The organism is Arcobacter pernae (assembly GCF_049472135.1).
GTDB lineage: Bacteria > Campylobacterota > Campylobacteria > Campylobacterales > Arcobacteraceae > Arcobacter_B.
In genome coordinates, this window is the sequence record NZ_JBMOVV010000001.1 from 353,137 (window position 1) to 377,040 (window position 23,904).

23 protein-coding genes are annotated in these 23,904 nt (G+C 26.9%); 17 read left to right on the forward strand and 6 right to left on the reverse strand.

Features of this window, described 5'->3' with window-relative positions:
- Positions 1-2 precede the first annotated feature (2 nt).
- Positions 3-626, reverse strand: coding sequence for an HAD family hydrolase (locus tag ACH5BF_RS01745; RefSeq protein ID WP_423272277.1), 624 nt, complete (start codon positions 624-626; stop codon positions 3-5).
- A gap of 383 nt (positions 627-1,009) precedes the next feature.
- Between ACH5BF_RS01745 and ACH5BF_RS01750 the strand changes: the two genes are divergently transcribed.
- The 6 genes from ACH5BF_RS01750 (at position 1,010) to ACH5BF_RS01775 (ending at position 6,290) form a co-directional block, all read left to right on the forward strand.
- Complete coding sequence (locus ACH5BF_RS01750; RefSeq protein ID WP_423272278.1) at positions 1,010-1,720, forward strand: sulfite exporter TauE/SafE family protein; 711 nt, start codon at positions 1,010-1,012, stop codon at positions 1,718-1,720.
- Between the two features lie 74 nt (positions 1,721-1,794).
- Positions 1,795-1,980 (forward strand): hypothetical protein, encoded by a 186-nt coding sequence (locus tag ACH5BF_RS01755; RefSeq protein WP_423272279.1) that lies wholly within the window; start codon positions 1,795-1,797, stop codon positions 1,978-1,980.
- A gap of 22 nt (positions 1,981-2,002) precedes the next feature.
- The gene (locus ACH5BF_RS01760; protein ID WP_423272280.1) at positions 2,003-3,805 is read left to right on the forward strand and encodes a TonB-dependent receptor domain-containing protein; all 1,803 of its coding nucleotides are present in this window, start codon (positions 2,003-2,005) and stop codon (positions 3,803-3,805) included.
- A gap of 1 nt (position 3,806) precedes the next feature.
- Positions 3,807-4,643 (forward strand): ABC transporter substrate-binding protein, encoded by an 837-nt coding sequence (locus ACH5BF_RS01765; protein WP_423272282.1) that lies wholly within the window; start codon positions 3,807-3,809, stop codon positions 4,641-4,643.
- A complete protein-coding gene (locus ACH5BF_RS01770; protein ID WP_423272283.1) occupies positions 4,618-5,319 on the forward strand; it encodes an ATP-binding cassette domain-containing protein in 702 nt (233 codons plus the stop codon). The genes ACH5BF_RS01765 and ACH5BF_RS01770 overlap by 26 nt, the downstream gene beginning before the upstream one ends.
- Positions 5,316-6,290 (forward strand): FecCD family ABC transporter permease, encoded by a 975-nt coding sequence (locus ACH5BF_RS01775; RefSeq protein WP_423272284.1) that lies wholly within the window; start codon positions 5,316-5,318, stop codon positions 6,288-6,290. The genes ACH5BF_RS01770 and ACH5BF_RS01775 overlap by 4 nt, the downstream gene beginning before the upstream one ends.
- Here ACH5BF_RS01775 and ACH5BF_RS01780 read toward each other — a convergent pair.
- Both ACH5BF_RS01780 and ACH5BF_RS01785 read right to left on the reverse strand, forming a co-directional pair.
- Complete coding sequence (locus ACH5BF_RS01780; RefSeq protein ID WP_423272285.1) at positions 6,287-6,907, reverse strand: acyl carrier protein phosphodiesterase; 621 nt, start codon at positions 6,905-6,907, stop codon at positions 6,287-6,289. The two genes, ACH5BF_RS01775 and ACH5BF_RS01780, sit on opposite strands and share 4 nt — an antisense overlap.
- Entirely contained in the window at positions 6,907-7,653 is a 747-nt protein-coding gene (locus ACH5BF_RS01785; RefSeq protein WP_423272286.1) for a metallophosphoesterase family protein, read from the reverse strand. Before ACH5BF_RS01785 ends, ACH5BF_RS01780 begins: the two co-directional genes overlap by 1 nt.
- A 124-nt stretch (positions 7,654-7,777) precedes the next feature.
- Here ACH5BF_RS01785 and ACH5BF_RS01790 point away from each other — a divergent pair, with 124 nt between their 5' ends.
- Positions 7,778-9,022, forward strand: coding sequence for a cobyrinic acid a,c-diamide synthase CobB (locus ACH5BF_RS01790; protein ID WP_423272447.1), 1,245 nt, complete (start codon positions 7,778-7,780; stop codon positions 9,020-9,022).
- Between the two features lie 66 nt (positions 9,023-9,088).
- On the opposite strand, the gene ACH5BF_RS01795 is transcribed toward ACH5BF_RS01790, so the two are convergent.
- Positions 9,089-9,301 (reverse strand): malate dehydrogenase, encoded by a 213-nt coding sequence (locus tag ACH5BF_RS01795; RefSeq protein WP_423272287.1) that lies wholly within the window; start codon positions 9,299-9,301, stop codon positions 9,089-9,091.
- A gap of 56 nt (positions 9,302-9,357) precedes the next feature.
- Here ACH5BF_RS01795 and ACH5BF_RS01800 point away from each other — a divergent pair, with 56 nt between their 5' ends.
- Both ACH5BF_RS01800 and ACH5BF_RS01805 read left to right on the forward strand, forming a co-directional pair.
- Positions 9,358-10,335 carry an SLAC1 anion channel family protein gene (locus ACH5BF_RS01800; RefSeq protein WP_423272288.1) on the forward strand — a complete coding sequence of 326 codons (978 nt, stop codon included), beginning with the start codon at positions 9,358-9,360 and terminating at the stop codon, positions 10,333-10,335.
- A 57-nt stretch (positions 10,336-10,392) separates the two neighbouring features.
- Positions 10,393-11,412 (forward strand): aldo/keto reductase, encoded by a 1,020-nt coding sequence (locus ACH5BF_RS01805; RefSeq protein ID WP_423272289.1) that lies wholly within the window; start codon positions 10,393-10,395, stop codon positions 11,410-11,412.
- A gap of 30 nt (positions 11,413-11,442) precedes the next feature.
- Here ACH5BF_RS01805 and ACH5BF_RS01810 read toward each other — a convergent pair whose 3' ends face one another.
- Positions 11,443-12,876 carry a sensor domain-containing diguanylate cyclase gene (locus ACH5BF_RS01810; RefSeq protein ID WP_423272290.1) on the reverse strand — a complete coding sequence of 478 codons (1,434 nt, stop codon included), beginning with the start codon at positions 12,874-12,876 and terminating at the stop codon, positions 11,443-11,445.
- A 161-nt stretch (positions 12,877-13,037) separates the two neighbouring features.
- On the opposite strand from ACH5BF_RS01810, the gene ACH5BF_RS01815 reads away from it, so the two are divergent.
- Together ACH5BF_RS01815 and ACH5BF_RS01820 are read left to right on the forward strand one after the other, a co-directional pair.
- The gene (locus ACH5BF_RS01815) at positions 13,038-15,581 is read left to right on the forward strand and encodes a methyl-accepting chemotaxis protein (protein ID WP_423272291.1); all 2,544 of its coding nucleotides are present in this window, start codon (positions 13,038-13,040) and stop codon (positions 15,579-15,581) included.
- Positions 15,582-15,812: 231 nt separating this feature from the next.
- A complete protein-coding gene (locus ACH5BF_RS01820) occupies positions 15,813-17,510 on the forward strand; it encodes a protein adenylyltransferase SelO family protein (RefSeq protein ID WP_423272292.1) in 1,698 nt (565 codons plus the stop codon).
- Between the two features lie 11 nt (positions 17,511-17,521).
- On the opposite strand, the gene ACH5BF_RS01825 is transcribed toward ACH5BF_RS01820, so the two are convergent.
- Entirely contained in the window at positions 17,522-17,917 is a 396-nt protein-coding gene (locus ACH5BF_RS01825) for a hypothetical protein (RefSeq protein ID WP_423272294.1), read from the reverse strand.
- Positions 17,918-18,156: 239 nt separating this feature from the next.
- Between ACH5BF_RS01825 and ACH5BF_RS01830 the strand changes: the two genes are divergently transcribed.
- From ACH5BF_RS01830 to ACH5BF_RS01855, 6 genes are all read left to right on the forward strand, one after another.
- On the forward strand, positions 18,157-18,528 hold the full coding sequence (locus ACH5BF_RS01830) for a YbgC/FadM family acyl-CoA thioesterase (protein WP_423272295.1): 372 nt from the start codon (positions 18,157-18,159) through the stop codon (positions 18,526-18,528).
- A complete protein-coding gene (locus ACH5BF_RS01835) occupies positions 18,518-19,027 on the forward strand; it encodes a phospholipase D-like domain-containing protein (RefSeq protein ID WP_423272296.1) in 510 nt (169 codons plus the stop codon). Before ACH5BF_RS01830 ends, ACH5BF_RS01835 begins: the two co-directional genes overlap by 11 nt.
- 76 nt (positions 19,028-19,103) lie before the next feature.
- A complete protein-coding gene (locus tag ACH5BF_RS01840; RefSeq protein ID WP_423272297.1) occupies positions 19,104-20,108 on the forward strand; it encodes a GGDEF domain-containing protein in 1,005 nt (334 codons plus the stop codon).
- Between the two features lie 70 nt (positions 20,109-20,178).
- Positions 20,179-21,423, forward strand: coding sequence for a M48 family metallopeptidase (locus tag ACH5BF_RS01845; protein ID WP_423272299.1), 1,245 nt, complete (start codon positions 20,179-20,181; stop codon positions 21,421-21,423).
- A complete protein-coding gene (locus ACH5BF_RS01850; RefSeq protein ID WP_423272300.1) occupies positions 21,416-22,759 on the forward strand; it encodes a DNA recombination protein RmuC in 1,344 nt (447 codons plus the stop codon). The genes ACH5BF_RS01845 and ACH5BF_RS01850 overlap by 8 nt, the downstream gene beginning before the upstream one ends.
- 3 nt (positions 22,760-22,762) lie before the next feature.
- Positions 22,763-23,890 (forward strand): SO_0444 family Cu/Zn efflux transporter, encoded by a 1,128-nt coding sequence (locus ACH5BF_RS01855; RefSeq protein ID WP_423272302.1) that lies wholly within the window; start codon positions 22,763-22,765, stop codon positions 23,888-23,890.
- The last annotated feature ends 14 nt before the right edge of the window (positions 23,891-23,904 follow it).

Below are 23,904 nucleotides of genomic sequence, written 5' to 3' on the forward strand. Positions count from 1 at the left end.
GTTTATCTAAACTTCTCAAATATTTTTTGTTCTAACTCTTGTACTGTATGAATTGCATCTTTTTCATGATTTGAAAATCCCCAGTTTACTAAAACTGAATCAACACCAGCGTTTGTAGCTGCCATAATATCTTTATGTGAATCTCCAATTAGTTGAGCATTACTATTTAATATACTATGCTCATTTAAAATTTTGTGAACCATCTCAGGATGAGGTTTTGGATTTTTAACATCATTAAAACCTAAGATACTTGAAAAGTGTTTTTCTATTCCTACATGGTCAAGCATTTTTCTTGCAAAATCAGAACTTGCATTTGTAGCAACTGCTAATGTAAAATCATCTTTTAAATCTTCTATTAGTTGAGTAATTCCATCATAAACTTCTAAATCAAGTAAACAGTGTTCATTATAATACTCTTCAAAAAGTACTACTTGTTCATCTGTAAACTCTTTTGTTCCATAAAAAAATTCAGCTGAGTTTATATCTGGGTCATTTACTTTTTCTAAAATAAAATTCTTTTCTAATGTTTCTAAACCTAAATTTTGTCTTACATAATTTATTGTATTAGTTATGGCATTAGAACTATCAACAAGCGTTCCATCCATATCAAACATGATTAATCTCATAAATTTATTCCTATAATAATTGTTTAAATTTGATGTATTATATGATTATATTCTTAAAAAAAAGATAGTGAAATTCTAAAAAAGTGTTACTTTTCTACAATTAATAAGAAATTTTTAGTTAAAGAGGACAAAAAGTATCTTGATTTAACAAATAATTAACACTTGGACTGTTATACTTACAAACATATAGGATATTTATATTAAATCCTCCTACTACTAATCATATTTTAATTAGTATCCTATTTTAAACTATTGAAATAAATTTGAATAATATAAAAGCTTCACAACTCCCTTTGTGAAGCTTTTTTTTTGCCCTAATTTTAGCAATTAAAAGAGAAATTTATTATTAAGTCAATATAATAACTGCTTTGGAGTTAGATTATATGGAAACAATTAGTATTTTAGCAATTGTATCAATTGCTGTGTTAGGTTCATTTGGTCACTGTGTTGGAATGTGTGGTGGTATTGTTATGGCATATTCAAGTACAAAGATTAGAAGTGAATGGTCAAAAAAAGTTCAAGCAATAGCTCATCTTTTTTATTCATTTGGAAGAATTACTACATATACTATGATTGGGGCTGTAATAGGTTTTATTGGAAGTGTTGTAACATTTAATAATCTAACAAACTCTATATTATTAGTCTTTACAGGTTTAATGATGATACTAGTTGGTCTATCATTACTTGGAAAAATCAAATTTCTAACTGTATTAGAACACACATGTTCTAAATCTACTTTTTATCAAAAAACTTTTAAAAAGCTTCTAGGTTCAGATTCATTATTGAGTTTTTATTTACTTGGAATGTTAAATGGACTTTTACCATGTGGTTTTGTATATGCCTTTGCCATTATAGCTGCTGGAACTGCTAGTGCTTTTTGGGGAGCTTTTGTGATGTTTGTCTTTGGACTTAGTACTTTACCTGCACTTTTTTCATTAGGGTTTTTTATTGGACTTTTTAAACAATCTAATTTAAGAGATGTATTTATAAAAGTTGCTTCTATTTTAGTAATTGTATTTGGTTTTTATATGATGTATTTAGGGTACCAATTCTACACAGATACAAATGGAGTTTTTACAAATATAAGCTTGTAATTCCTGTTTTTTAACATTTTTTATATATAATTCCGCACTTTTAAACTACAAAATTTTATAAAGGAGGAATAATCATGATTAGTAAATCGAAAAAATACTTCACATTTTTTGGTATCTTAGCTGCTACTGTTGATAGAAAGATACACTCTTCTTACTGTACTGTACACTCAATTATGAGTCAAGATTTACCAAAAATCACAAAATTACTTTTAAGTAAACAATTAAAACCAATCAAAATAAATTTAACAAATCATATATAGAAAAGCCAAGGAAAATAGATAAATGAATAAAAAATTAACTACAAGCTTAGTTGCAAGCTTAATTATTGCAACAAACTTAACTGCAAACGAAACTTTAGAAACAATTACTGTTACAAGTGCTACAAAATCAGAACAATCAATCAAAGACGTTACTTCAAATGTTGAAGTTATTACAAAGCAAGATATTCAAGAAAAAAACTATGCAAGTGTTAGTCAAGCATTAAATACTATTTCAGGGATTAATATTACAAGTAATGGTGGACTTGGACAATTAGATAATCTTACAATAAGAGGAGTAAGTGGTAAAAGAGTACTTGTTTTAATTGATGGGATTAGATATAACGAACCTGCTGGTTTAAGTGGTGCTAACATGGCTCAACTTTTAGTTGATGATATTGAAAAGATTGAAGTTGTAAAAGGTGCTCAATCAGGTATTTGGGGAGCTGATGCTAGTGGTGGAGTAATTAATATCATTACTTCAAAAGCTAAAAAAGGTTTACATGGAAATGCATCTTTAGAGTATGGTAGTTTTAATACAAAAAAAGCTTCTGCTACAATTTCTAATACAAATGAAATTGGTTATATTAAAGTTGGAGCAAATAGAGTTGAATCTCAAGGATTTAGTGCATTTGAAGCAAAAAAAGGTACAGCTAATTATGGAAAAAGAGGTGATGAATTAGGTTATGATAAAGATGGTTACTCTAATAATACATATAATATTCAAGCTGGACTAAATTTATCAGATAATGACATTTTAGAAGTTCTATATAAAAAAATTGATTCAGATTATGAATATGATAGTAGTTCAGCTGATGACTTGACAAAAAAAGCATATTTTAAACAATATTTAAAGTCAATTAACTACACAAATAAGTCAGATGTGTTTAAACTTAAGTTTAATGCTCAGCAATCAAAATTTGATAGAACACAAGGTACTTTTAATGCTAAAAGTTTAGTAAATGAATTTGCTGTGCATGGTGATATAGATTATAATGAAAATAGTAAATTATTAGTTGGTTTAAATAAACAGAATTTTGAATATAAAAGTAGTAATTTAAAGTATAATACAAAAGCAGTTTTCTTATCTAACTCAAATAAATTTGGTAATTTAATTTTAGTACAAACTTTAAGATTTGATGATAATAGTAAATTTGAGGAAAAAATTACAGGTAAATTAGGAGCAAAATATTTAATTAATAATGAATTAAATATTAGTGCTAATTATGGTACTGCTTATAATGCCCCAACATTAAGTAATATAAATTATACTCCAACTTTAAAACCTGAAACAGCAAAATCTTTAGATTTAAATTTAGAATATAATAATTTTAAGATCACTTATTTTGAAAATAAAATTAGTGATATGATTCAATATGTTTCAGGTTCATGGCCAAATACTCAATATGAAAATCTTGATGGAGAAACGAAGTTAAAAGGATATGAATTATCATACAACAAAGATTTAACAGAAGATCTTTTAATAACTTTGGATTATAACCATTTAAGTGCTAGGGATAGTGATAAAAAAGATTTAGCAAGAAGAGCAAAAAGAGAATTAGGTTTTGCAGTTGATTATTATGGGATTGATAAGTTTCATTTTAATGTAAATGCTAGATATATTGGAACTAGATATGATGGTTCAAATAAAACAGGTGCACAAACAGGTAGATATACTGTTTGGAATACAGTAGTTAATTATAATATAAATAAGACTTTTTCTACATATTTAAAAGTTGATAATTTATTTGACAAATATTATCAAACAGTTGATGGATATGCAACAGCTGAGAGAAGTGCTTATGTTGGACTGAAGGCTAAATTCTAATATGAAGAAATACACATTTATACTTTTATTTTTATGTATAAATTTATTTGGGAGTGAGAGAATCATAACTCTTACTCCTTCAATAAATGAGATTGTTTTTGCTTTAGGGCAAGGTAAAAATATAGTAGCAAATACTTTATATAGTAATTACCCAAAAGAATCAAAAGATTTGCCTAAAGTTGGTGGATATGCAACTATATCATTGGAAAAAATCTTAAATTTTAAACCAACAGTTGTAATTGCACAAGATTATAATCAAAAGCTTATTTCTGATTTAAAAGCTTTAGGTGTTAAAACTTTGGTTTTTAAAACAAACACTTTAGATGATATAAAACATACAATTAGAACTTTAGGTGAGTATTTTAAAGTAGAAAAAAAAGCAAATGAGTTTTTATCTCAAATTGATAATGAGCTAAAACAGTTAAGCAATATAATCAATGATAAAAAAATATTGTTGGTTATTGGTCCTAGAAAAGATTTAAATAATCAGATTTATATTACAGGTAATAATCTATACTTTGAAGATGTTATAAAGGCTTCAGGAAATAAAAATGCTTATTTCTCAACTAGTACAAATCAACCAGTTGTAAATAAAGAAAAGATTATAAATATGAATCCTGATATAATAATACTTTTAAGCCCTAGAATAAAAGATAATTTCGAAGAGCAAAAAAGATTAGAAAAATCATGGAAAACACTTCCTGTAAATGCAAGTATAAATAAAGATGTATATTTAATAGCAAAAGATTATGCAGGAATACCTAGTGATAGGGTGATTTATTTTATAAAAGATTTTAAAAAGATATTAATAAATGTTAGAAATAAACAACTACAATAGTTCTATTTTAAAAGATATTTCATTTTCTTTAAATGAAAATGAAAATCTTATAATCTTAGGACAAAATGGAGCAGGAAAATCAACTCTTGCTAAGGTTTTATCAAATCTAATTGAGAATGATGAAGTTAAACTTTTTGATGAGAATATAAATGATATAAGTGACGCAAAAAGAGCATCTTTAATAAACTATATTCCTCCAAAACTTGAAATATTTGATGAGTATATTACACTAAGAGAGTTTTTAGAGTTATCAGCAATTAACAATAGTGATAATAACTCACAAATAGATAAAATCATCGAATTATTAAGTTTAAAAAAATTAGAAAATAGATTTTGTAAAGCCTTTAGTTCAGGGGAAAAACAACTTTTACTTCTTGGCTCTGCTATTATGCATAATGCAAAAATTACTATTTTTGATGAGCTTACTGCAAACTTGGATATTACACGATTAAAAGAGGTATTTGATATTTTTAAATCTGATTTTTTACAACAAAAAATTGTAATAACTCATAATCTTGATTTAGCTTATGCCTTAAAGTTTAAGATTTTATATTTGCAAGATGGACAAATCAAGTTTTTTGGTTCAAATGAAGAGTTTTTCTCAAATGAAAATCTTCAAAAGTTTTATAATAACGCAATTATAAAATTAGATAAACACTTGGTGGTGAACCTATGATAAAAAAACTACTATTTATATCATCACTTTTTATTATTGTAATCTCTCCATTCTTAGGAGAAATAGCTCTAAACTTAAATGAACTATTTGATCCTTCAACTATTACATATAAAGTATTTTGGGAGTTAAGAGTTTCAAGGGTATTTTTAGCACTATTAGTAGGTGGTGTTTTAGCTTTGAGTGGTTTGATTTTTCAAATTATCTTTAAAAACGCTTTAATAACACCATATACTTTAGGAATAGCAAGTGGTACAACTTTGTTTACTGCTATTTCTATAGTATTTATTCCAAGTGTAATACTTCCTGTTTCATCATCTTTGGGTTCTTTAGTAACTATTATAATTTTATATTACATTTCAAAAAGAATAAACAATAACAGCATAGCCGTATCTACAAACTCTATTTTGTTAATTGGTATTGCCTTATCATATTTTTATTCATCAGCTTTAATGCTTGTTTTTTATCTAAGTGATTTAGAACAAAACTATTCAATTGTGAGATTTACATTAGGTAGTTTAGATACAGTTGGTTTTAGTAGCTCTTTTTGGGTACTTATTGCAAGTTTGATTATGTATTTTACTATTTATGTAAATAGAGCAAATATCAAACTTCTTTTAATCTCAAATGATACAGCATTTCTAAAAGGCTTAAATGTACATAAACTAAATCTGACATTGCTTGTAGTCATTTCTTTATGTGTAGGTGTTTGTATTAGTTTTGTAGGACCCATTGGTTTTATAGGACTTGTTGTACCTCATATAATTAAGCTTATTTACAAACAAAGTGCAGACAAACTAATCTTCCCTGTATTTTTCTATGGAGGAGTATTTTTAGTTGTTTCAGATTTAATAGCTAGAAATTTAAATACAGCTTCAACACTTCCTATTGGTGTTGTAACAGCATTTATTGGAGCACCATTTTTTGTATATCTTCTTATAAAAAGAAATAAAAAGGCAAATGAAGGAAACTAAATCTTTATATGATTTAGTTTTTCCTCTTCAAGTGCTTTTAACTCTTCATTTACTTTTTTGATTAAATCAGGAAAAAACTCTAAAAAGTCATCTTCAAGTTCAGCTATTTTTTCACAAACTATTTCATAGTAAGAAATAGCACTATCTCTTTGTGCAAGTTTAGTTGATAGCCTCATATCAAGTCTTTGAAAAGCTTTTTTTAAGTGCTTAAAATCTTTATAGTTTAGTAAATCCCTAGCTATCATATTTTCAACTATTTGATTTGCTCTTAAAGGATAACTATCTTTTTGAATATAGGCTTTTTCATAAAACTCTTGTATAAAAACTTCAAGTTTTATATTGCAGTACTTATCCCAATTTTTCGTAAGTAAATAATCATAAACAAAATCTATGATTATTCCTTTTAATAAACCTTTTTCTTTTAGTCTTTTTTTACTTCTTTTAAAAGCTTCATGTTTATCAGAGTATGAATCTATGATTTTATGAATGTGCATACCATTTTTTAAATCATTGCTTGCATTTTCCCAAGGTCTTGCTTTGTATGGGTCTGCTATAAAATTTCCTATTTGAAAATCAATTGATTTTTTTGATAGTAGTACATGAGCAAGCCAGTTCATTAGGCTTCTTTTACTTTACCAGTTCTAAGAGCATAAGCCCAATCTTCTCTTCCATTCTCTTGTGCTTTTTGGGCTGCTTTTTCATAATCATAAGCAACTCTTACATGATCCATAGAAAATTTATTATCTTCGATGTTTAGTATCATATATGAAGCATTTGGAGTGTTGTTTTCTATCTTATGTTTTGGTTTATCTTTACTAAAAGCTTGTAATCCAACTGAACCAGGGTTGATAGTAATTTGACCACTATTTAGCTTTTTATAGTTTGGAATATGAGAGTTTCCACAGAAAATAAAAGGTGCTTCAATATCATCTGTAAGTTTTATGATTTGTTCATCTTCTCTTTGAACTAATTGTTTATCTTTTATATCTTCAAATAAATATTGTGTATCATCAAAGTAAGTTCCATGAATCATATAATAAGTTCCACCAATTATTTTCTCAAAAGGTAGTTCTTGAATCCAGTATAAAACATCTTCACCTAAATTATTATAAACATATTTTAATGTTTCATCTTCTTCTAGTTGTGCAAGTGAAGCTTCAAGGATTTTTCTATCTTCATCACCCATGATATTTATAAACTTATTTTCTCTTATTAACTCATAAGTAGCTCTGGGTTCTATTGGTCCATAAAACATATCGCCTAGGTTTAAAACTACTTCTATATCTTTTGCTTTTATATCTTTTATTACTTCTTCTAGTGCGTAAACATTTGATTTTATATCTGAAATAATAGCAATTTTCATCTATTTCCTTATTGAACTTTTTTTGGATTATATCAAATTGAAGGTTCTTTGTAAGTTAGGTAAATAGGAAAAAATAGTAAAATCTCATAAATAATAAAAAGGATAGATTATAAAAGCTTTATGTATTAGTGCAACTGCCTCAAACCAAGGAAAAACAATCCTTACAACATCTTTACTTTACCACTACAAAAAGAGTGTAAGACCTTTTAAAATAGGACCTGATTTTATCGACCCTCAATTTCATGAAAAAATCTCTAAAACACCTAGTGTAAATTTGGATATTAATATTTGTAAAAAAGAGGGTGTTAAATGGTTGTTTTCAAATTATAGTAATAAAGAGTTTTCTATCTTAGAAGGCGTTATGGGCTTTTATGATGGAATGGATAAAAACTCATCTGCTTACGATGTAACAAAACTTTTAAATATCCCAACAATTATTATTTTAGATGCAAGTGGTTCATATATCACTTTAAGTGCAATTATAAAAGGTCTAAAAGAGTATAGAAAAGACAATACTATAAAAGCTGTTGTATTTAATCATATCTCATCCCAAGGGCATTATGAACTTATAAAAAATCAAATTGAAAAAGATTTTGATGACGTAGCTTGTTTAGGATTTATTTCAAAGAATTTAGAAGCTTTAAGTTCAACTCATCTAGGTTTAGACTTAAAAGATTGTGAAGAAGATAAGATAGAAGAGCTTTCAAAGGAAGTGCTTAAAAATATAGATTTACAAAAGCTTGAAGAGATAACTAAATATGAAAAAGAAGAGATAATCTATCCTTTTGAAAAAATTGAGAAAATAGATAAACACATAGCAGTTGTTTATGATAAAAACTTCTCTTTTTTATACCATGATAATTTGGAGTTTTTAAAAGAGCACTTTACAAAAGTAAGTATTGTAAATAGTGTAAATGATGAGATTATTCCAAATGATGCAAATAGTGTGTTTATTTGTGGTGGTTATATCGAAACAAAAGAGTCATATGAGAGGTTTGAAAAATCTAAAAACTTCCAAGCTTCATTAAAAGAGCATGCAAAAACAAAAAAAATCTATGGTGAGTGTGCGGGTCTTATAGTTCTAGGTGAAGTTTGTGATGATAAAAAGATGTTAGGCTTACTTCCTTTGAAGTTTACATTAAATAAAAGATTTACAAGAATGGGATATTATGATAATGACTTGGGTATAACAGGTCATGCTTTTCACTATACTAGTGTAGATTCTTCTATTAAAGGTGAGTATACTTTATATAAGAAAAAAGGTGAGTATGAAAAAGAGGCTGCCTTTAAAAAAGATAAAGTTTTTGGAACTTACTTACATACCATGTTTAGGGCTAACTTTGCTAAAATCAAAGCTTATTTTGTTTAACTATAATTAAAACTTATATATAAGTAAAGTTTATTTAATTAAAATAAGTTATAATTATAACTATGATTAGAATAGAGGATTTAGTTTAGCTTTAAGCTTTTTTGGTAAGTGAGCAAAAACAATTGTATCTTTCTTTAACAATTGACCTTTTTCATATACTTCTACATCTAAAGTCATTGTTGATGTTTTGAAACTTAAAAGTTTAATATGATGATTTCTCTCCTCAAAAGATAGATTCATATTTTTTAAGTCTATGATTGCTTTTTTGCTCTTTGCCATTTATTTTCCTAACTTTTTTCTAATTATAATAAATTTTTCTTAATAGGATTTAATAGATGCATAATAGCGAATCAATTAAAGCAATTCCTTCAAACAGACTTCAATTTTTTCCCATCATGATGTTTGCTACAGTTATGGGACTTATGGGTTTATCAATGGTTTTCATAAAGTTAAATGAGAGCTTTGACTTTCCATATGAAATAGGTTTTTATCTTGGACTTTTTACATCTGGGGTTTATTTGAGTATTGTTTTAACATATATTTTAAAAATATTTTTACATACAAAAGAAGTAAAACAAGAGTTATCTCACCCAATAAGAGTAAACTTTTTTGCAGCTTCTTCAATATCTACACTTCTTTTATCAATGTTCTTTAGACAAGTTGACATGAATGTTGCTTATATTTTGTTTTTTATTGGAGCTTTTGTTCATATATTTTTTACATTTTATACAATCAAATTTTGGATAAACAATAATTTAGAAATAGTACATTCTAATCCCGCATGGTTTATACCAATAGTTGGAAATTTAATAGTTCCAATTGCTGGAATAGGGTTTGTAGATAAATCAATTTTATACTTTTTTTACTCTATTGGTATTTTCTTTTGGATTATTCTTTTTTCAATAATTTTAAATAGAATTATTTTCCATAAACAGTTTGCAGCAAAGTTTATGCCAACACTTTTTATACTTATAGCTCCTCCTGCTATTGGCTTTATTGCTTATATAAAACTAACATCAAGTTTAGATTTTTTTGCACACATACTTTATAGTCTAGGGCTGTTTTTTACTATCTTAGTTTTTGTTATGTATAAAAACTATATGAATATAAAGTTTTTTATATCATGGTGGGCTTTTACTTTTCCCATGGCAGCTATAAGCTTAGCTACGATACTAATGTTTGAATTAACAAAGGTGTCTTTCTATGAGTATTTATCATATGTATTTACTTTCATATCAACTTTTATAGTGCTTTTAGTAGCTATTCAAACATTGATACATATGAGAAAAAAAGAGATTTGTATAATGGAGTAGTTTAAACTTTTCAAGATATAATAAAGTTCAATTTTTAAAAATTTGAAGGAATTATTTATGGATTTTAGATATATAGGAAAAAGTGGACTTAGAGTATCTTCTATTTGTATGGGAACTATGACTTTTGGTTCTTCTACATCAAAAGAAGAGGCTTTTAAAATAATGGATAAAGCTTATGATAATGGAATAAACTTTTATGATACAGCTGAGCTTTATCCAGTACCACCAAAAGCAAATACAGCAGGTATTACTGAGCAATGGGTAGGTGAATGGTTAAAAACTAAAGATAGAGACTCTATTATTTTAGCTACAAAAGTTGCAGGAGCAGCTTCTGGATGGTTTGTACCTCCTATTAGACATGGACTTACTGCAATTGATTCTTTTCATATTAAAAGAGCAGTTGAAGGAAGTTTAAAGAAACTTGATACAGATTATATAGATTTATATCAAATGCACTGGCCTGATACAATAGTGCCTATAGAAGAATCATTAAGAGCTTTTGATGATTTGGTAAAAGAGGGAAAAGTAAGATATATAGGAACATCAAATGATAGTGCTTATGGACTTACAAAAGCAAATGAAACTGCAAAAAATAATAAACTAGCTAGATTTGAATCAATACAAAATAATTTTTCATTATTAAATCCAAGATTTTTAGATGAGCTATCAACTGTATGTAAAAATGAAGATATTTCACTTCTTCCATACTCTCCAATCGCGGGAGGGGTTTTAGCAGGAAAATACAACAATGGTTTATATCCAGATGGATGTAGATTTACAGCTTATATCAAAAATAAAAATCCAAGAGTTCAAGCAATGGCCAATAGATTTGTAAATGAAAAAACTATAGAAGCTACAAAAAGATATGTAGAACTTGCAAAAGAGTATGGGATTTCGCCTGTAACACTAGCAGTTGCATACTCAAAGCACTTTGATTTTGTTGCTTCAACTATTATTGGAGCTAGAACATTAAGTCAAGTAGATGAGTCATTAGCTGCATTTGATTTTAAAATAGATGATGAACTTATGAAGAAAATAGAAGAGGTTCAAAAAGAGATTTTATATCCTATGGGATAGATAAAAAAATGAAACCAAAAGGTTTCATTTTTATTTTACAACTACTTTATTTTTCCCACTTTTTTTAGCTTCATACATCGCATTATCAACTCTAACTATTGCTAAGTCTAATTTCTCTTCTTTTTGTATTTGCGTAACACCAAAACTAGCTGTAATAGGTCTGTTTGCTAAGTTTATAAGAGTTAAATCATTTTGAAGTTTCTCTTTTATTTTTTGAGCTATTTCAAAGGCTTCTTTTTGTTCTGTGTTGATAAGTCCTATAATAAACTCTTCACCACCCCATCTACTTTTTATGTCAGTTTCTCTTAGGTTTTCTCTCAAAATACTTGATACTCTTTTTAGTACATCATCGCCTATTTTATGTCCTAAATTGTCATTAATTAGTTTGAAATCATCAATATCTAAAAATAGTAAAGATATTGGATTGCCAGTTCTTTTTGATAATTTATCAAATGTTTTTAGATTGCTATTAAAAGATCTTCGATTTAATAGATTTGTTAGTGAGTCATTATTTGCAAAATGTTCTAGTCTTCTATTAAAGCCTTTGATACTATATATAATAACAAAAGTAATAATAACTGTAACAAATAAAGATATTAGTAGATTTATATAAAAAGTATTATATTCAGTTTTCATAAAATCATCAATTTTTGCTTCAACAATAAGATATAAATCAAGTTCTGGAACATATTTAGTTTTTAGTAAATAATTCATACTATCTTTTGAATACTCAATTACTTTAGTTTTTTTAGAGATTATTTGCTCTTTTAGATTTGATAACTCTTTTATATCATTTAAGTTTTTTATATTATTGACTTTTCTTTCAGATAAAACTACTTTTCCATCTTCATCTACAAAATATACTGTAAAGTTATAGTTTTGTCTAAAGTGTTTTAGCATCTCATCAACATAAGAAATCTTAAGTCCAATTCCTGTTATACCTATTAGTTGATATTCTTCATCAAACATTTTATGATTTATAAACATAATTAAAGAGTTGTCTAAGTCTTGGTTATAGTCTAGGTTTATTTCTTGGTCAGTTTGAGTTTTTTTAAACCTAAAGTACCATTTGTTATCAGAATTATTTTTATCAAGTGTTTCTAAAAAACCATCTTGTGTATAATAGTTTTTTGTTTTTTCTGATACTAAAAAAGCTACAAACATATTGTATTTATTTTTTACCATTTGTAAATAACGTTTAATTTTTATATTATTTTCTTCTTCATTTAAAAGCCAATCCTTTACAAAAGTATCATGAGCCATCATAGATGATACTAAATTTGGCTTTATTATGTGAGTTTGTATTTCAGAATAGATATTATCCACGGATAAGGGTAAAGAGTATTCTTTTAGGTCTTTTTGTGTTGAATCAAGTGAAACCATAAAATTAACAACTGACATTGAAACAGATAATATTACTAACAAAGATGAAACTACAATTACTATTTTTAAATCATTTTTCATAAGTATAACTTTTCTTTTTTATTTGTATTATTGATAATAACAGAAGTTTTATTAGAGTTTTTTAAAAAATAACTATATGTGATAATAAATAATTACTAAATATAACTACTATTAATACATAAAATAGTATTATATATAACTTTTTTTAATAAAGGATGTATATGAATAACTTAAGTATATCAAAAAAATCTTCTTTGATTACTATTATAGTTACTTTACTGATGTTAGTTGTAGGTTATATAGTTTTAGACTATTATAAAAAAATTTTGACTTTAGAAGTTTATGAGAGTGTTCAAAAAGATTTGAATAATTTATCAAAGTCAAAGATTCAAGCAAAATTTGATGTGGGTATTTCAAATGCTATTTCAATTTCAAATGATGGAGAAATAAAAAAAGCATTAGAATTAAATGAAAGAGAATATGCTATAAATGCATTAGAAAATTTATCTAAAAGCATGAAGGAATCAACGCCTTTCAAAAATATTAAAGTGCATATTCATACAAAAGATTCTCATTCATTTTTAAGATCATGGAAAATAGATAAATTTGGCGATGACTTAAGTTCATTTAGAGCAAGTGTTGTAAAAGTAAATACAACAAAACAGGCTGTAAATACATTTGAAGTTGGAAAAGCTGGTCTTAGTATAAGAGCTGTTGTGCCTGTTTTTGATTCAAACAATATGCATTTAGGTTCACTTGAATTTATGCAAGGAATTAACTCTGTTGCTAAGTCTTTTGATAAAATAGGAGATTCCTTTTTACTTCTTATGGATAGCTCTTTAGCTGTTGCAAAAATTCCTGAAGATAAGAAACTTCAAAACTACGTAATTTCTCAAAACTTTGTTAGCAAAGATTTTCTAAATGATTCTAGAAATATTGATTTTGAAAAACTAAAAAATGAAAAGTATTTAATTACAGATAATTATTTTTACTCTTTTATTGAAGTAAAAGATTTTAATGAAAAAGTTTTAGGGATTGCTTTATCAGCTAGACCTGTATCTATAGTTATGAATTCTGTTGAACATACATCATCGATTATTTGGAGTGCATTAACTATTTTAGTTGTTGCTTTACTTTTAAGTATGATAGCTTCACTTATAAATATGAAGAAAAATATTTTATCTCCTATTTTAAATCTAAAAAATTCAATTGATTCTATTAAAAACAATAAAGGGTCTGAATCTAAAAAACTTGATATTACATCAAATGATGAAATAGGGGATTTAGTAAAAAGTTTTAATGGTTATTTAGATTTTATTGAAGAAGGTGTAAAACAAGATAAAATAGTAATAGAAGAGACAAAGCTTATCATTGAAAAGGTAAATGCAGGTTTATTAAATGATACTATTAAAGGTACAGCTCATTCAAAAGAAGTTGATTCTTTAGTAAATGAGATAAATAGTATGATTAAAACTCTTCAGAAAAATCTATTAGTATTATCTGACTCTTTAGTAGCTTTATCTAATGCACAATATGACTATAAAATTCCTCATATTGAAGGTCTTACTGGATTAATAGCATCTTTAATGAGTGGAACAAAAGTAACACAATCAACAATAAATGAAGTAATGTGTTTAATTGATAAATCAAATAAAGAGTTAACACAAAGTGCAAATGAACTTACTATGTCTTCTAGAAAGTTAAGTGATTCTTCAAATACTCAAGCAGCATCACTTGAACAAACAGCGGCAGCTATTGAAGAAGTTTCAGCAACTGTTAACAAGAGTAGTGAAAATGCTGCAAAAATGGCAAGTTTAGCTCAAAGTGTAATTCAATCAAATGATAAAGGAAGAGACTTGGCTTCAAGAACTTCTAATTCAATGGATGAATTAAGTAGTGAAGTAAATGACATATATGAGTCAATTTCTATTATTGACCAAATTGCATTTCAAACAAATATTCTTTCACTTAACGCAGCAGTTGAAGCAGCAACAGCAGGTGAAGCTGGAAAAGGTTTTGCTGTTGTAGCACAAGAAGTGCGAAACCTTGCAAATAGAAGTGCAGAAGCTGCAAAAGAGATTAAAGATTTAGTTGAAAGTGCAACTAATAAAGCAAAAACTGGAAAAGATGTTACTACTGAAATGATCAATGGTTATAATGAATTAGATGAGAACATCAATTCTACTATTGAGTTAATTAATGAAGTTGCAAATGCTTCAAAAGAACAGCAGTTAGCAATGAATCAAATCAACGATACAGTAAACTCTCTTGACCAAGCTACACAACAAAATGCAACATTAGCGTCAAGCATTAGTGATATGGCAGAAAACACTACTTCTTTAGCTGTGCAACTTCAAGGAGTAGTAAATAAAACAAGCTTTGATGAAAATGCAAGAAAAAGAATTTGTAATACGGATATGATTTTTGACTTAAATAAATTAAAATCAGACCATATTGTATTTAAAAATACAAATTTTTCTGAGTGTAAAGAAGGCTTTAAATTTAAAGTTAAAAGTCATCATGAATGTAATCTAGGAAAATGGATAGATGCAAATGAAAATTCTTCTTTTGCAAATACAAAAGAGTGGGAAGAGCTAAAATCTGCACATAGAAAAGTTCATACAATGGTTCAAGATACTGTTGATTTATATGCAGAAAATTATGAAAATGGACAAATATTTGCTGTAACAGAAAATATAGAGAAAAATATTGACCAAGTATTTCATTTATTAAATAGAATAAGAGAAATAAACTGTGGACACTAAAATAAGGTAGAGTCTAAGCTCTACCTTCTTATAACTTTTTGTAAAAATCTAAATCAAATTAATCTTTTTTTATTTAACTCAATCATTATTAAAGAGACTCATTTGTATAATTAGCTATGAATAATAATTATCAATAGAAAATAAATTTTATAATAATAGTTTTTACAATACATATATGTATTTTGTTTATTGATATATTGTTTTGATTTTATTAAATAAGAAAGATTTTATATGAAAAAAATAGATAAGAAAATAAAAACACTTAAAGAGTTAGGAGAATTTGTAGATTACTCTTTAATGAATACTTTAAATAGTAATCCTAATTCAAGTGAAGATGGTATTGATTATTTCCCAAGAGAAGTAACTAGTGGGCATTTTGTCCCTGTAAAGCCAACTCCTTTGCAAAATCCTAAATATATAGCTCATAGTAAAAACTTTTTTGAGGAATTGGGTTTTGATGATACTTTAGCAACTTCGTCTGAGTTTATGAAAATGTTTTCAGCTGATACTTCTTCTTTAGAAAAGCCCTTTAGTAAAGTAGGATGGGCATGTGGTTATGCTTTATCTATTTATGGCACTGAGTATTATCAACAATGTCCTTTTCAAACTGGAAATGCATATGGAGATGGAAGAGCTATTTCAATTCTTGAAGTTGTGCTAAATGGTAAACGTTGGGAAATGCAATTAAAAGGTGGAGGTAAAACGCCTTATTGTAGAGGAGCTGATGGAAGAGCTGTACTTAGGTCTAGTATCAGAGAGTTTTTAGCACAAGAACATATGTATGCTTTAGGTATTCCAACTTCAAGGTCTTTAACTCTTTATACTTCTGATACTCAAATAGTTAAAAGACCTTGGTTTACAAAAGGTTCTTATTCAAAAGATCCTGAAGTTATGATAGATGAAATAATAGCAATCTCAACTAGAGTTGCACCTTCTTTTCTAAGGGTTGGTCAGCTAGAACTATTTGGTAGAAGAGCTAGAAAAAATGAATATGAAAATGCAAAAAAAGAGTTGGAACAAATTGTATTACATGCTATTCATAGAGAATATGATGAGATAAATAATGCTTTATCATTGGAAGAAAAAGTTATTTTGCTTGCAAAGAGTTTTAGAGATAGATTAACTTCTCTTGTTTCAAATTGGATAAGAGTAGGGTATTGTCAAGGTAATTTTAATAGTGATAATTGTGCTGTTGGAGGATTTACACTTGATTATGGTCCATTTGGATTTATAGATAATTTTCATCCAAGATATCAACCTTGGACTGGTGGAGGAGTTCACTTTTCATTTTTCAATCAACCAGAAGCAGCAAGACAAAATTTTAAGATGTTTTGTAAGTCATTAAGAGTTTTATTTGAGAATAATAAAGAAGTACAGAAACAATTAGATGAGATTGAAGATAATTTCAGTGATGTAATGCAAAAGAAAATGGAAGAAATGTGGTCTTCAAAGCTAGGTATTAAGAAGTTTGATGAGAATTTATTTAGAGAATTAATAGTACTTATGATTGAAACATCTGTTGATTATACGCTATTCTTTAGAGAATTATCTTCTATCCCAGAAGATGTAAAAGTTCTTGAAAAAAGCTTTTATCAAGATATCTCTAAAAAAGAAGAATTATTTGCTAGATGGACTGAATGGCTAAAAAAATGGAATAAGGCAATAGAAATATCATCTTCAAAAGAAAAAGAAAAACTTGCAAAAGATATGAAAGCTATTAACCCAAAATATACTTTAAGAGAATGGTTCTTAGTTCCTGCGTATGAAAAAGCAAATAATGGGGATTATAGTTTAATAGAAGAATTGCAAGAAATTATGATAAATCCATATGAAGAACAATCACAAGAAATACAGAATAAATATTATAGATTAAAACCTAGCGAATATTTTGATATTGCTGGGATATCTCATGTAAGTTGTTCTTCTTAATAGTTTAGAGTTTAGTTGATTTCACTTAGATTAGCAAAAGCTGCTTCAACATTTGGTATGTTTTTATAGTTTGTTTTTGTTAATCTAACTCTTTTTGTTTTTAAATCACAAATTGCAATTTTAAAACTAGAACCTATGTGTGGTTCTACAATACAAATGATATTATCATCTACTTGTCTTGTGGCATAAATAGTACCTTGCAAAGAGTTGAAAAAGTATTTGGGATAACTTAAAGGAGTGATTTCAACTATATCTATAGATTCTTGATTCTCTAAAGTTTCTACTATAAGTTTTGCATCTTCATAACTGTCAAATTGAATACACCAGTCATCGAAATGTTTGTTAAAATGTTCTAAATCCTCATCTAGAAACCCACCAGCTAAAGATTGTAACGCAAAAATAGACAAATAACCACCTTGAAATATATTAAATTTTTGAAAACGGATTTTAGCATATTTAGCTTTTATATTAATATAATCTTATTTATAAAAAGTCTTTACTTGTTTTATAAGCTCTTGAGTTTTTATATCTTTTATATTATAGCTATTATAAAAGGATTTAAAATAGGTATTAAAGAAAGAGGAATGTATAATTTACTTCCTTATTGTCCCTAAATAAGAAATATTGATTGAGATAGGAAGTTTTAGTGCTAAATATAAAAGTATATTATGAGGACACGGATGTAGGTGGGGTTGTTTATTATGCCAACTATTTGAAGTTTTGCGAGAGAGCTAGGTCTGAACTTTTTTTTAAAAGAGGATTGTCTCCTCATCAAGAAGATGAATTTTTTGTAGTTAAACATGTAGAAGTAGATTATATAAAATCAGCAGTATTTGGTGATGATTTAGTTGTTACTTGTAAACTTACACAAAAAAAAGCAGCATCAGTTGTGATGTATCAAGAAGTTTTAAGAGATGGTGAAGTTTTATTTAAAGGTTCATTTAAATTGGCATATTTAAAAAACTTTAAACCAACAAAAATTCCAAAAGAGATGTTTGAGGTTTTAGATGAAAAATAGTGGTTTTTTTAAAATAGTTTTAGGACTGATTTTAGTTTGTAGTGTTGCTTTTTCAAAAGATGCTTTTTCTTTAGAAAAAACAAATGAAATATACTTTTTACCAAAGCAAGCAGATGATGCAAAAGATAAGATTATAGATTTAATTAGAGAATCTAATAAAAGTATTTATATTTCTATGTACAATTTTTCTTATAAAAAATTTGCAAAAGAGCTTGTTGAAAAATCTAAAGAAAAAATTAATATTATAGTTATTTTTGACAAATCAAAAGTTGAAAAAGATGATGGAATCTTTAAACTATTACAAAAAAATGGCATAAAGACTATTGTCGCAGATAAGAAACTACATACTAAAATAGCTATCTTTGATGAAAAAATTGTAGTTTTAGGAAGTACAAACTGGACTAAAGATTCATTCAAAGACAATTATGAAGTTATTTTATTTACTAAAGATAATAAAATAATTAAAGAGTCAAAAAAGTTCATTAAAAAGTTTGATTAAAAGCAAAAAAAAACTTTAAAAGTTATATTTAATTTTAAAATTTAATTGGCTAATATTTCAATTTTGGAGATAAAATATGAAATATATAATAGCTTGTATTGATAATGATGTAGAGATTTTAGATGAACTTTACAACAAATTATCACGAATTGTAGATGGTGATTATATTATTGAAAGTTATATAAATGCAGAACAAGCATTAATAGGTTGCTTTAATAATATAATTGCTGGAAATGAAATACTTATTACAATAAATGGAAACAATAATTCCACACTATCTTTTGATGATTTTTTATTAGAATTATATAAAAACTCTCCAAATACAAAAAATATAATTTTTAAAGATGCTATAAAACTTGAAAATCTAGAAAAAGTTATAAATGAAGCTTCTGTTTATAAAATTATCCCAAGAACACTAAAAAAAGTAGATTTTGAACTTATGGTACTTGAAGCTATAAAGTTAAACGCTCAAGAAAGAAGACTAAAAGAGTATCAAAAAGTTTTAGAATCAGCAGTTGATAAAAGAACTAAAGAACTAAATAATATAAATGTAAAATTAAGTATTTTAGCTACTACAGACTCTTTGACAGGAGTAAAAAATAGAAGAAGTTTCTTTGAATCATGTACTCCAATGATTTCTTATAATAGAAGAGAGAAAAAAAGTCTTAGTGCTTTAATGATTGATATAGATAAATTTAAATTTATAAATGATAATTATGGGCATAAAGTAGGAGATGAGATATTAAAGCTTATGGCTCAAACTACTCAAAGTTTACTTAGAAAAAGTGATGTTTTTGGAAGACTAGGTGGTGAAGAGTTTGGTGTAATTTTGCCAAACACTTCAATAAGAGGAGCAAAAAAAGTTGCAGAACATATTAGAAGTGAGATAGAAGCTTTAGAGTACTGCTCTGCAAATAAAAAAAGAGTTAAGTTTACTGTTTCTATAGGAGTTAGTGTTTTAAGTTCAAATGAAAATGACTTAAACAGTTTACTTCATAAAGCTGATTTAGCATTGTATGAAGCAAAGAGAAATGGTAGAAATACAGTAGAAGTTTATAAAGAAGATACTGATAATCAATAAGAATATCTTTACTAAAATGAAAGCAATAAAATTGTAATATAAATAATATTATATTAAGAAGGATTAATAAGTGTTAGAGATTTTTGTTATTGCTTATTGTTTATATTTTGCTTTAAATATTTACACATCATTTATGCAAGTAGCATATGTAAAAAATGCAAGAAACTTAGAACCAATAATTTTGGAAGGTAGTAAATACTACGAGGCGGCAAACTATTCTATTGAAAAAGAGAAATTATCAATAGTATCATCATTTTATGAGTTTGTTATTTTCTTTATGTGGATAGGTTTTGGTTTATCTTACTTAAATTCATTAGTAAACATTGAATCTTCATGGTTAAAAGCTGTTGTCTTTATTGACTTATTTATTATTATTAATTGGGTTTTAACTTTACCATTTGATTTATATAAAACTTTTAAATTAGACAAAAAATATGGTTTCTCAAATATGACAAGTTCACTATTTATAAAAGATACTATCAAATCAGGGATTCTTTTCTTAGTATTTGGATCACTTGTGATTGCGGGTATTTCTTTAATTATAGAAAATTTATCATCTTGGTGGATTTGGGGATTTGCTTTTATTTTTGCAGTTATTATTATCATAAATATGGTTTATCCTTTAGTTAGAGATAAAATGTTTGATAAGTTTGAGCCTTTAAAAGATAAAGATTTAGAATCTAAGATTGAAAGATTACTTGATGAAGTAGGATTTAAAAGTTCAGGAGTTTTCTCAGTAGATGCAAGTAAAAGAGACAATAGATTAAATGCATATTTTGGTGGACTAGGAAGTACAAAAAGAGTAGTTTTATTTGATACATTAGTTGAAAAACTAACTCACAATGAGCTACTAGCTGTTTTAGGACATGAATTAGGGCACTTTAAAAATGGAGATATTTTAAAGAATATTGGAATTATGGGTGTTGTAATGTTTATATTCTTTGCAATTTTTGGTAATTTACCAGAAGAGCTATTCTTAGGTTTATCATTAAACCAAGAACCAGCAGCAATTATTGCAATTTTTATGATTTTTTCACCAATTTTATCGTTTTTCTTAATGCCACTTATTTCTTTAATTTCTAGACATAACGAGTACGCAGCAGATGAATTTGGATCTAATTTACAATCTAAAAATGATTTAGTAAATGCACTTTTAAAACTTGCAAATGAAAATAAATCATTTCCTTTATCTCATCCTATTTATATTTTCTTTTATTACTCTCACCCTCCTTTAGTTGAGAGATTTAAAGAGCTTGGATATGATGTTCACAATAGTTCAAAAGATGCATTAAAAGAGGATTTGAAATTTGATTAATAGTGTCATTGAAATAAATACACTCACATTAATATTAAGCATAATAGCCATAACTTTAGCAGTTATGGCTATTTTACATTTTACGAAGCGAAATTATAATGATAAGCTTCAAAATTTGCAAGATGAAGTACTGCTAAAAATAAATACGGCAAATGAAAAGATAGAACTTACAAGCTCTTTTTATGAAGATAAAATAAAAGCTATTCAAAATCAGTCAGATCAAATTCAAGAAAATCTTATTGAAACTTATGAGTTAAGATTGGAAAACCTAACAAATGAGTATAAGATTAAAGAAGACTCTTTTAATGAGAAAATAAATTTACTTGAAGAGTCTAAAGAAAAGATGAAAATAGAGTTTGAGTCTTTAGCAACAAAGGTTTTTGAACAAAACCAAAAAAAATCAAACCTTACTTTAAATCAGTTATTAACACCTTTTAAAGAGCAGTTAGATTCTTTTGGGAAAAGAGTAAATGATATTTACAATGAAGAAACAAAACAAAGAAGTTCATTGCTTACAGAAATAAAAAATCTAAAAGAACTAAACCAACAAATCTCAACAGATGCTGTAAATCTTACAAAAGCTCTAAAAGGTGATAACAAAGCTCAAGGGGATTGGGGCGAAATGATTTTATCTTCAATCTTAGAGCAAACAGGTTTAAGAGAAGGAAAAGAGTACTCAACACAAGATTCATTTACTGATGAGCATGGAAAAAGATTAAGACCTGATGTTATAGTTCACTTGCCTTCAAATAAAGATATTATTATAGATTCAAAAGTTTCACTAAAAGCCTATATTGATTATACAAATAGTGAAAATGAAAATAAAAAACTACTTGCAAAAAAAGAGTTGGTTAAATCAATAACAGCCCATATAAAAGGTCTTAGTTCTAAAAAATATGAAGATATTGAAGGTGTTAGAACATTAGATTTTGTTTTACTGTTTATCCCTATTGAGGGGGCTTTTTTACTTGCTAGTACTGAAGAAGAAAATCTATTTAAATTAGCTTTTGAACATAATATCATGTTAGTATCTCCTTCTACTTTGTTTGTTACTTTAAGAACAATTGAGAATATCTGGAGAAATGAACAACAGCATGAAAATGCCTTGCTTATTGCAAAAAAAGCTGGATATTTGTATGATAAATTTGCTTTATTTGTAAAAGATTTAGAAGAAGTAGGAACACATATAAATAGAACCCAAAAATCCTATGATAATGCAATGAAAAAATTATCAACTGGAAATGGAAACCTAATTAAAAGATCACAAGAGTTTATAGACTTAGGTGTAAAACCTAAAAAACAAATAGATAATATAAATTTATTAGAAGAAGAGTAAAAAATGGAATTAGCATATGAATTTGCACAAAACTTTTTAACACTTTTAGATGCTTTTGCTATTTATATAATAGTAGGGCTATTTTTCGCAGGTATTTTAAAACAAATAGTACCTTCAGATTTTGTATCTTCTCATTTAGGAAAAGACTCTACAAGTTCTGTTGTGAAAGCTACTTTATTTGGAATTCCTTTACCTGTATGTTCTTGTTCAGTTATTCCTTTAGCACAAGGACTTAGAAAAGAGGGAGCTAGTAAAGGTTCAGTTCAAAGCTTTTTGATTTCAACTCCAATTACAGGAGTTGATTCTATCCTAGCTACCTTTTCACTTTTTGGTTTAGTTTTTACTTTATATAGAGTAGTATCTTCAATTGTTATTGCTATTTGTGTTGGTTTAGTACAAAATATTTTTGAAAAAAAAGAGCAAACAAAAGAAAAAGAAAAACCTGCATTTAGTGTAAGTCCTATAAATACAAAACCTAAAATGAACTTCGCTCAAAACTTTTCTACTACTATAAAAAAAGAAGTTAAAGAAGAAGTTACTAGTTGTTGTAGTTCAAATGAAGAAAAAAAAGGCTTTTCTATAAAAGCTGTATTTACTTATGCTTACAGTACTCTTTTTGCTGATATGGCGAAAGCTTTACTTATAGGTCTTATTTTAGGAAGTCTGTTTATCACCTTTATTCCAAAAGAGTATAGTAGTATGCTTTTTGATAATGTGTTTTTAACATACTTTGTAATAATGCTTTTTGCTATTCCTTTATACACTTGTGCAACGGCTTCACTTCCAATAGCTGCTGCTTTAATGCTTCAAGGTATGAGTGGTGGTGCTGCTTTTATTTTCCTTACAGCAGGTCCTGCTACTAGTGCTGTTACTATGAGTATTGTTTATAAAATGCTTGGAAAAACTTCACTTATTATATATGTATCAACTATTTCTATTTTAGCTTTAGTATTTGGTATTGTGTTTGATATGTTTTTTGATGATTTAGAGATTTTAAGAGTTTCTATGGAAGAAGAGAGTAGTTCATTAATTGAGAGTTTAGCTTCTCTTGCAGTTTTACTTTTGATTTTTTATCATTTATTTAAAGATAAGTTTTCAAAAAAAGAGCAATCAAAATCTTGTTGCTCTTAAAATTTTAAATGAAC